The organism is Pseudoalteromonas sp. J010 (assembly GCF_003934235.1).
GTDB classification, from domain to species: Bacteria; Pseudomonadota; Gammaproteobacteria; order Enterobacterales; family Alteromonadaceae; genus Pseudoalteromonas; species Pseudoalteromonas peptidolytica.
In genome coordinates this window covers 1-9,028 of the sequence record NZ_RDBW01000059.1, presented here as the reverse complement: position 1 = coordinate 9,028, position 9,028 = coordinate 1, and the positions used below count along the sequence as shown (strand labels likewise).

Annotated in this window: 7 protein-coding genes; 2 read left to right on the top strand and 5 right to left on the bottom strand. The window is 42.8% G+C overall.

Features of this window, described 5'->3' with window-relative positions; genetic code table 11:
* Positions 1-141: 141 nt before the first annotated feature.
* From hflD to cspD, 5 genes are all read right to left on the bottom strand, one after another.
* Complete coding sequence (gene hflD, locus EAG18_RS21755; protein ID WP_125254443.1) at positions 142-744, bottom strand: high frequency lysogenization protein HflD; 603 nt, start codon at positions 742-744, stop codon at positions 142-144.
* The gene (gene mnmA / locus EAG18_RS21750; protein ID WP_125254442.1) at positions 744-1,844 is read right to left on the bottom strand and encodes a tRNA 2-thiouridine(34) synthase MnmA; all 1,101 of its coding nucleotides are present in this window, start codon (positions 1,842-1,844) and stop codon (positions 744-746) included. Before mnmA ends, hflD begins: the two co-directional genes overlap by 1 nt.
* A 115-nt stretch (positions 1,845-1,959) precedes the next feature.
* Positions 1,960-2,628, bottom strand: a complete 669-nt coding sequence (locus tag EAG18_RS21745) for a pseudouridine synthase (RefSeq protein WP_125254441.1) — start codon at positions 2,626-2,628, stop codon at positions 1,960-1,962.
* A gap of 111 nt (positions 2,629-2,739) precedes the next feature.
* The gene (locus EAG18_RS21740; protein WP_125254440.1) at positions 2,740-4,959 is read right to left on the bottom strand and encodes an NADP-dependent isocitrate dehydrogenase; all 2,220 of its coding nucleotides are present in this window, start codon (positions 4,957-4,959) and stop codon (positions 2,740-2,742) included.
* Between the two features lie 461 nt (positions 4,960-5,420).
* Entirely contained in the window at positions 5,421-5,639 is a 219-nt protein-coding gene (cspD, locus tag EAG18_RS21735) for a cold shock domain-containing protein CspD (protein WP_125254439.1), read from the bottom strand.
* Between the two features lie 200 nt (positions 5,640-5,839).
* On the opposite strand from cspD, the gene clpS reads away from it, so the two are divergent.
* Positions 5,840-6,157, top strand: a complete 318-nt coding sequence (clpS, locus tag EAG18_RS21730; RefSeq protein ID WP_125254438.1) for an ATP-dependent Clp protease adapter ClpS — start codon at positions 5,840-5,842, stop codon at positions 6,155-6,157.
* Between the two features lie 28 nt (positions 6,158-6,185).
* Positions 6,186-8,450, top strand: a complete 2,265-nt coding sequence (gene clpA / locus EAG18_RS21725; protein ID WP_125254437.1) for an ATP-dependent Clp protease ATP-binding subunit ClpA — start codon at positions 6,186-6,188, stop codon at positions 8,448-8,450.
* Positions 8,451-9,028 lie beyond the last annotated feature (578 nt).

Sequence of the window (9,028 nt, the reverse complement as noted above, 5' to 3'; positions counted from 1 at the left end):
AGATACTTCTCAGTTCTTTAGTCTTGCTACCATAGCGACCATCCACAGGAGAGATAGCGGTTAACGCTGAAAGCTCCATAATAACTCCTAACTGTTTGTTTTGAACGATACTTTTAGAGTGGCTTTGGCGCCACTACGAATTTACAAATAACTCTTTGCCGCGCTGATGATTTTTTTCTTCGCAAAGAAGAAGTGACGACGTTTTCCAYCGAGTTGACGCCACAATACAGCACTGCGGATCCCTGCCAGCAGTAATGCTCGGATTTTTTGTTGCGTAGCAGGTTGTTTTAATAATTCAGGCTTGCCAAATACTTGGATTTTAGGGCCTAAGGGGCTGATAACTTGTCCGTATATATCGGCAAGGGAAGCAATGATTTGACTTTCATAGATGTCAAAGTGTAGAAGTTGACGCTCTACCTGTTCAATTTTTTGTGCCAATAAGTTGAGTGATTTACTGTCGTTTGTTAACACTCTCTCCAGTTGCATCATCGCGCCAACGTATTTAACCATTTCAACGTCTTTCTCACCGCCCGCAGAAAGCTGCTCAACCAGTGTTTTACATCCAGCTTTAATTGCAAATTTATCTGGATAAACATCTTCAGGTCGCTCGGGGGCGGTATTAATAATGCTCTTTAGAAAGCCTTCTACTTCGTTATCATTAAATGTCCCGTAGCGGGCACATTTTTGTACCAGTTTACTGATTTGGCACATTGCGGCCAAAGGCATTACAGATTGATTTTGCATTACTTAATTACCGATTCAATGATCCCGCCACCAAGGCATACGTCATCGGCATAGAATACTGCCGATTGTCCTGGTGTAACCGCTTTTTGTGGCTCATCAAATAGCACGCGAGCCATGCCGTCTTGACCGACTAAAAGCGTACATGGAATATCGGTTTGTCGATATCGTGTTTTTACGGTGCAACGTGTCGTACCTTGGGGACCTACTCGGTCAACCCAGTGTAGTTGATTAGCATTTAAACCGTTACTGAATAGGCGAGGGTGATTCTTTCCTTGACCTACAACCAGAACATTTCTTTCAATGTCCTTGTCTACTACATACCAAGGTTCACCATTGCCTTCTTTTGAACCGCCAATTAATAAGCCTTTGCGCTGACCGAGCGTGTGGTACATCAAGCCTTCGTGCTCACCAACATGATTACCTTCACAATCCTCAATCACACCAGGTTGCGCTGGTAAAAACTTCGCAAGAAAGTCTTTAAATTTGCGTTCACCAATAAAACAAATACCGGTTGAGTCTTTTTTATCATGTGTGATTAAGCCTTGTTCTTCCGCAATTTTGCGCACTTCTGGTTTAGCGATTTCACCTACAGGGAAAAGCGTTTGCGCAATATGCTCATGACTTAGCGTGTAAAGAAAATAGCTTTGGTCTTTGTTCTCGTCTTCCCCACGCAACATAGCGAATTTACCATCGCGCTCGGCTCGTCGGACGTAATGTCCTGTCGCAATATAGTCAGCGCCAAGTGCTTCAGCGGCAAATTGTAAAAATGCTTTAAATTTGATTTCTTTATTACACATGATGTCTGGGTTTGGCGTACGACCCGCCTTGTATTCTTCAAGGAAGTGTTCGAACACATTATCCCAGTACTCGGCGGCAAAGTTGACGGTGTGTAGTTCAATGCCTAGCTTGTCACAAACTGCCTGAGCATCTTTTAGATCTTCAGCTGCAGCACAATACTCATCATTGTCATCTTCTTCCCAGTTTTTCATAAACAGGCCTTCGACCTGGTATCCTTGCTGTTTTAAAAGGTAGGCAGATACGGAAGAATCAACACCGCCGGACATTCCGACGATAACTTTAATGTGACTATTATCGCTCATAATTTTGCTATTAATCTTAATGCTCAGTAAGAAAGCGCTTATTATACTTAAATCTCTTCAAATTGCACGTCTGTGAAGTGCCCGTGGTAGGTGTTAAAGCACTAAGTGCAATGTGCTAAACCACCTTATATTCACCATTTTTTAAATTGCCCAAGCTGTATGATCCGATTTGGGCACGGATCAGTCTGAGCGTCGGATGGCCTATATGTGCAGTCATCCTTCGCACTTGGCGATTACGGCCCTCTGTGATTGAGATTGACAGCCACGTAGTGGGGATATTCTTACGCTCACGAATAGGCGGGTTTCTTGGCCAGATATCAGGTTCAGTTATTACCTCTACTTTGGCAGGCAAGGTCGGCCCGTCTTTTAATTCCACTCCATTTCTCAAGGCGTCAAGGTTATCATTGGAGGGGATGCCTTCGACTTGAACCCAATATGTTTTATAGGTCGATTTCTTAGGTGCGGTCAGTTTATTTTGTAACTTACCGCAGTTAGTGAGTAATAATAACCCTTCGCTGTCTCGGTCTAAGCGACCTGCAGCATAAACATCTTTAATATCAATAAAGTCGGCTAGGGTTTTACGGTTTTGATCGTCAGTGAATTGACACAATACATCAAAAGGTTTGTTAAACAATACTACTTTGACTTGCTCTGGCGGCAGTGTTGGCTTTAACGGCCTTTGGTTAACCGGGGGCTTTCGTGATTTAGACCGTTGAAGAAAAGGGGGTTTTTTTCTTTGCGGTGCTCTGGAGTTTGATTTGCTGGCTCTATTACTTGTGCTCATCGCCATATTCCTAGTCTTCACGAAAAGCAGTATATTAACGCAATTGAGCAAATGTGTCGCCCAAAAGCAAAAAAGCGGCCTTTTGGCCGCCTTTAGTGGTTTAACTAAACATTAAAGCGAAGCTAAAATATCGTTGAATACAGATGACGGACGCATTGCTGCAAATGCTTTGTCGTCCTCTGGCTGGTAATATCCGCCAACATCCATTGACACACCTTGAACTTCGTTCAATGCTGCAACAATTTCGGTTTCTTTAGCAGTCAGCTCGCTAGCTATATTTTCAAATTTGGCTTTAAGCTCAGTATCTTGGTCTTGCGCTGCAAGTTCCTGCGCCCAGTACATCGCCAGATAGAAGTGGCTACCACGGTTATCCAGCTCTTTCACTTTACGTGAAGGAGACTTGTTCTCGTCAAGGAATTTAGCTGTCGCTGCATCCAAAGTATCAGCTAAAACTTGCGCCTTAGCATTACCTGTTGTTTGACTTAAGTGCTCAAAAGAAGCCGCAGTTGCTAGGAACTCACCTAGAGAATCCCAGCGTAAGTGGTTTTCTTTTTCGAATTGTTGAACATGCTTTGGTGCAGAACCACCGGCCCCTGTTTCGAATAAACCGCCGCCATTCATTAGTGGTACGATAGATAGCATTTTTGCACTTGTACCAAGCTCAAGAATAGGGAAAAGATCTGTTAGGTAGTCACGTAGTACGTTACCTGTTACAGAAATCGTGTCTTCTCCTTTTTTCATACGCTCAAGGGAGAAAAGAGTCGCATCGACAGGTGCTTTGATCAAGATCTCAAGACCATTTGTGTCATGCTCTGGAAGATACGCGTTGACCTTTTTGATTAGCTCTGCATCGTGTGCACGGTTTTCATTTAACCAAAATACAGCAGGTGTATTGGTTGCACGAGCGCGATTCACGGCAAGTTTAACCCAGTCTTTAATTGGTGCGTCTTTGACCTGACACATGCGCCAGATGTCACCTTCTTCAACAGTGTGCTCAAGTAACGTATTACCAGCTGTATCAACGACACGAATTGTACCCGCAGAAGGCGCTTCAAAGGTTTTGTCGTGTGAGCCGTATTCTTCTGCTTTTTGAGCCATTAGGCCAACGTTTGGAATCGTGCCCATAGTGCGAGGATCAAAAGCACCATGCTCTTTACAGAAGTCGATAGTCGCACTGTAAACGCCTGAGTAACAGCGATCAGGAATTACAAAAGCGGTGTCTTGTTGTTTACCTTCAGCATTCCACATTTGACCACTAGAGCGAATTGCTGCAGGCATTGACGCGTCAATGATGACATCACTTGGAACATGCAAGTTAGTAATACCACGGTCAGAGTCAACCATCGCGATATCAGGCGCAGTTTCATATACTGCGTTCAGATCTGCTTCAATCTCTTGGCGCTTTGCGTCATCAAGAGAGTCAATTTTAGCGTAAACGTCACCAATACCATTGCTAGCGTCAACGCCGATTTCAGCAAATGTCGCTGCATGCTTCTCAAATACGTCTTTATAGAAAACCTTAACAGCATGGCCAAAGATAATTGGATCAGATACCTTCATCATCGTCGCTTTCATATGCAGCGAGAACAATACACCTTTATCTTTTGCTTCTTGTACTTGTGCCGCAAGAAATTCGCGTAGTGCACTGGCACTCATACGTGAAGCATCAATAATTTCACCTGCAAGAAGTGGAGTGCTTTGCTTTAATACGGTTACCTCGCCATTGGCCGATACGTGCTCAATACGCACATCTGTTGCTTCGTTAACAGTTACAGATTGCTCAGAACCAAAAAAATCACCGTCAGTCATTGAAGCTACATAAGATTGTGAGTCTTTTGACCAAGCACCCATCGAATGTGGGTTTTTACGCGCATAACCTTTTACAGAAGTAGGAGCGCGGCGGTCAGAGTTACCTTCACGAAGTACAGGGTTTACAGCACTGCCTTTAATTTTATCGTAACGCGCCTTAATGTCTTTTTCTTCGTCCGTTTTAGGCTCTGAAGGGTAGTCAGGTAACGCGTAGCCTTTTGCCTGCAATTCTTTGATTGCAGCACGAAGCTGTGGAATAGACGCACTGATGTTTGGTAATTTGATGATGTTTGCTTCAGGCGTCTTTGCAAGTTCGCCTAATTCCGCTAGCGCATCACCAATGCGTTGTTCTTCTTTTAAATATTCAGGGAAAGTTGCAATGATGCGTCCTGCAAGAGAAATATCGCGAGTTTCTACTTCGATATTTGCAGGCTTGGTGAATGCTTGGATGATTGGCAGGAGCGAATAAGTGGCTAGTGCTGGTGCTTCATCTGTTTTGGTGTAGATAATTTTCGATGTCATCATCATTCCTAGATAGTTGTGGGCTTGCGCCGTTCAACAATTGCTATTAGGACTAAGCAACGCGATTTCTAAGCTTCTAACCTATTTACCAACCGGTAAATTGAAAACAAAAACAATTATAGATATAGAGGCTTTAGTAACTGCCCACACAACTGTGAGCTAGTTAGCGTTACGTTAGCAGGTTTGTTAGATATTGTTACTTGCCTCAGTTTTTAGAGTAAGGCTTTACACTTTAAATAAGAATATCTAACCAACCTTTATTGCGCTTTGCAACCGTGCTTTAGTCTAACAATGTTTGCATATGGGGGCTAATTATTAAATTTAAAGTATAAAAGTGAAAAGTTATAACAATTAGGACAAAAGTGAGTGCGTATCAGCATGAAGTGAAGAAAGATTAGTTAAAATTTGGGGGGAATAAGCGAGCACGAATGTAACCCGCTTTAGCCAAAAACTACCACGTCTTACACAACATCTTCCGTAATAGGAGAAATGTTGGTAGCGTGAAGCCCTTTAGGGCCTTCTTGTAGCTCGAATGATACATCCTGACCAGCTTTAAGCGTCTTGTATCCATCCATTACAATCGTTGAGTAATGCGCAAAGATATCTTCGTCACTGCCGTCTTCTACGATGAAACCAAACCCTTTGGCGTTGTTGAACCATTTGACTTTTCCGCAAGCCATACTTCTACATCCTTCTATAAGTTGACTAAATTAAAGTTAATCTACTCTTTTAATTTTGCTAAACTGCCCATAGATTAGACAGTCATGTAAGACTGTAGTTTATATGAGCAAGCAGTCAAGTTTTTTGCTCTTTTTTTTAACATTTTATTTATTTCTCAATTCTATTTGCTTGAGTATATAAGACAAGACTATATTTAATTATGAGTGGGACAAAAGATTCGGGTGTATTGGACGCCGTTCGTGAAGAGCAGAAGCTGCAGCTTCAGCCACCACGAAAATATAAAGTGATTTTAAACAATGATGATTACACACCCATGGATTTTGTTGTCGAGGTATTGACGACATTCTTCAATATGGATAGCGAGAGAGCAACTGAGGTGATGCTTGAAGTGCATCACAAGGGAAAAGCGGTATGTGGAGTGTACCCTGCTGATATTGCCAATACAAAGGCTGAGCAGGTAAACCGATATGCTCGTGACAATGAGCATCCGCTGCTCTGTAGTTGTGAGCAGGAATGACCTATAAATTTCTTGTTGGGGGTTGCCAATGCTAAACAAAGACTTAGAACTTACTCTTAACGCCGCGTTTCGTGAGGCTCGTTCTCGTCGTCATGAATTTATGACGGTCGAGCACTTATTACTTGCATTGATCGATAACCCTTCTGCTAGTGAAGCGCTAGATGCTTGCGGTGTCGATATGACTAGCCTGAAGCGTGAGCTATCAGAGTTTATTGATGAAACGACACCTGTTATTCCTGATTTAGAGGAAGACAGAGAAACTCAACCGACACTTGGCTTCCAACGTGTCCTTCAACGTGCCGTATTCCACGTTCAATCTTCAGGCCGCTCTGAAGTGACAGGAGTAAATGTACTCGTCGCTATCTTTTCCGAACAGGAAAGTCAGGCAGTCTATTTACTTAAAAAATCGGACGTTAGCCGCTTAGACATCGTGAATTTTATCAGCCATGGTATCTCAAAGATTGAGGACGATGGAGAACAAGAAGATCACGAAGAGATGCAAGATGATAGCGGTGAAATGCAGCAGGAAGAAAAAACCAAACTGGAAAACTTTACCTCTAACCTTAACGTTCAAGCTGAATCGGGGCGAATAGACCCGCTTGTTGGGCGTGACGAGGAGGTTGAGCGCACGGTTCAAGTCCTGTGTCGTCGTAAGAAAAATAACCCATTATTGGTGGGAGAAGCTGGTGTCGGTAAAACGGCAATCGCTGAAGGACTTGCGTATCGTATCGTAAATAATCAGGTACCTGATGTAATATCGGATGCTGTAGTTTACTCATTGGATATGGGGGCACTTCTAGCCGGAACGAAATATCGTGGAGACTTTGAAAAGCGCTTTAAAGCCTTGCTTAAAGAGCTTCAGGCTAAACCTCACGCTATTCTCTTTATTGACGAAATTCACACTATCATTGGTGCAGGAGCCGCATCTGGTGGTGTAATGGACGCGTCTAATCTAATTAAACCACTGTTATCCAGTGGGCAACTAAGATGTATGGGTTCAACTACTTACTCTGAGTTTAAAAACATTTTTGAGAAAGACCGGGCGCTTGTTCGTCGTTTCCAAAAAATTGATGTTGTTGAGCCTAGTGTAGAAGATACCACCAAGATACTTAACGGGTTGAAAGAACGTTATGAGGAGCATCATGGTATTCGTTATACTCAAAAAGCACTGAAGGCTGCGGCTGAGCTTAGTGCAAAGTACATTAACGAACGTCATTTACCCGACAAAGCAATTGACGTTATCGATGAAGCTGGTGCAAACCAAAGGTTACAGCCTTCATCAAAACGCAAAAAAACAATCAGTGTTGCTGATATAGAAGCAATTGTATCCAAGATGGCTCGTATCCCTCAACAAAGCGTATCATCTAGCGATAAAGAAACGTTGAAAAACCTAGACCGCAATTTAAAAATGTTGGTATTTGGCCAAGACGAATCTATTGATGCGTTAACGTCAGCAATCCGATTGTCTCGCTCAGGTCTGGCTAATGAAGACAAGCCAGTTGGCTCGTTCTTGTTTGCAGGGCCTACGGGAGTGGGTAAAACTGAAGTGACCAAACAACTTGCTAAGTGTATGGGCATCGAGTTTATACGCTTTGATATGTCAGAATATGCAGAGCGTCATGCCGTGAGCCGGTTAATCGGTGCTCCTCCTGGATATGTTGGGTTTGAGCAAGGTGGGTTATTGACCGAAGCTGCCATAAAGCACCCTCATGCAGTCGTATTACTTGACGAAATTGAGAAAGCTCACCCTGATATCTACAATATTCTGTTGCAGGTTATGGACCATGGTACTTTGACCGATAACAACGGTCGCAAAGCAGACTTTAGAAATGTGGTACTGGTGATGACGACAAATGCCGGTGTTCAAGAGACGGTTCGTCAATCAATTGGATTCCAGCAGCAAGATTACTCTCATGATGCGATGGTAGAAATCAATAAAGTGTTCACGCCAGAGTTTAGAAACCGGTTGGATAACATCATTTGGTTTAATCACCTTGAGAAAGAGGTTATTTTGCAAGTGGTTGATAAGTTTATCGTCGAACTACAAGCTCAGCTTGATAAAAAGTCAGTCAACCTAGAGTTGACAACACAAGCGAGAGATTGGTTAGGAGATCTAGGCTATGACAAAGCCATGGGAGCTCGTCCGATGGCAAGAGTTATTCAAGATAACTTGAAAAAGCCACTTGCGAACGAAATATTGTTCGGCCATTTGTCTGATGGTGGTACTGTGAAAGTAACTGTGAAGGACAATAAACTGTCTTTTGAGTATCAAACTGAAGCCGTGTCGGCATAAGTAGTATTAGGTTACCTTCTCTATAGCGCTCATAAAAACCCAGCATAGCTGGGTTTTTTGTTGTCATAATGATATTCCGAATCCCTAAGACCATTGCGCATTTAGAGCTACCAAGCCTAACCACTAAATAATCATCAGGTAAGCTCAATGCAAGTGGTTCGTGTGTACTAATGATATGAATGAACTTGGCTATACCTAAATAACATCAACAGGATTTGAAGTTTCTTGGGTATCAGCGAATTTACAGCTTCAGCTTAGTACAAGTCTACACACGCAGATTAACCAGCACGGAAGACCATGATGCTGCTTTTGATTGGGAAGTAACAATGGGAGTAGGCGCTTCAGACGACAAAAAACCCAGAAAAACTGGGCTTTTTGTTACCATCGAGCTTAATTGACGATGTCATCATCAGGTAAGCTCAATGCAAATCGTTCGTGTGTACTAATGATATGAATGAACTTGGCTATACCTAAATAACATCAACAGAATTTGAAGTTTCTTGGGTATCAGCGAGTTTACGGCTTCAGCTTAGTACAAATCTACACACGCAGATTAACGAGTGGGGAAGACCATGATG

Coding starts and splice junctions, on each gene's coding strand:
- mnmA (WP_125254442.1), bottom strand. CDS start 1,844: ATGAGCGATAATAGTCACATTAAAGTTATCGTCGGAATGTCCGGCGGT.
- EAG18_RS21740 (WP_125254440.1), bottom strand. CDS start 4,959: ATGACATCGAAAATTATCTACACCAAAACAGATGAAGCACCAGCACTA.
- clpS (WP_125254438.1), top strand. CDS start 5,840: ATGAGTGGGACAAAAGATTCGGGTGTATTGGACGCCGTTCGTGAAGAG.
- EAG18_RS21745 (WP_125254441.1), bottom strand. CDS start 2,628: ATGAGCACAAGTAATAGAGCCAGCAAATCAAACTCCAGAGCACCGCAA.
- cspD (WP_125254439.1), bottom strand. CDS start 5,639: ATGGCTTGCGGAAAAGTCAAATGGTTCAACAACGCCAAAGGGTTTGGT.
- clpA (WP_125254437.1), top strand. CDS start 6,186: ATGCTAAACAAAGACTTAGAACTTACTCTTAACGCCGCGTTTCGTGAG.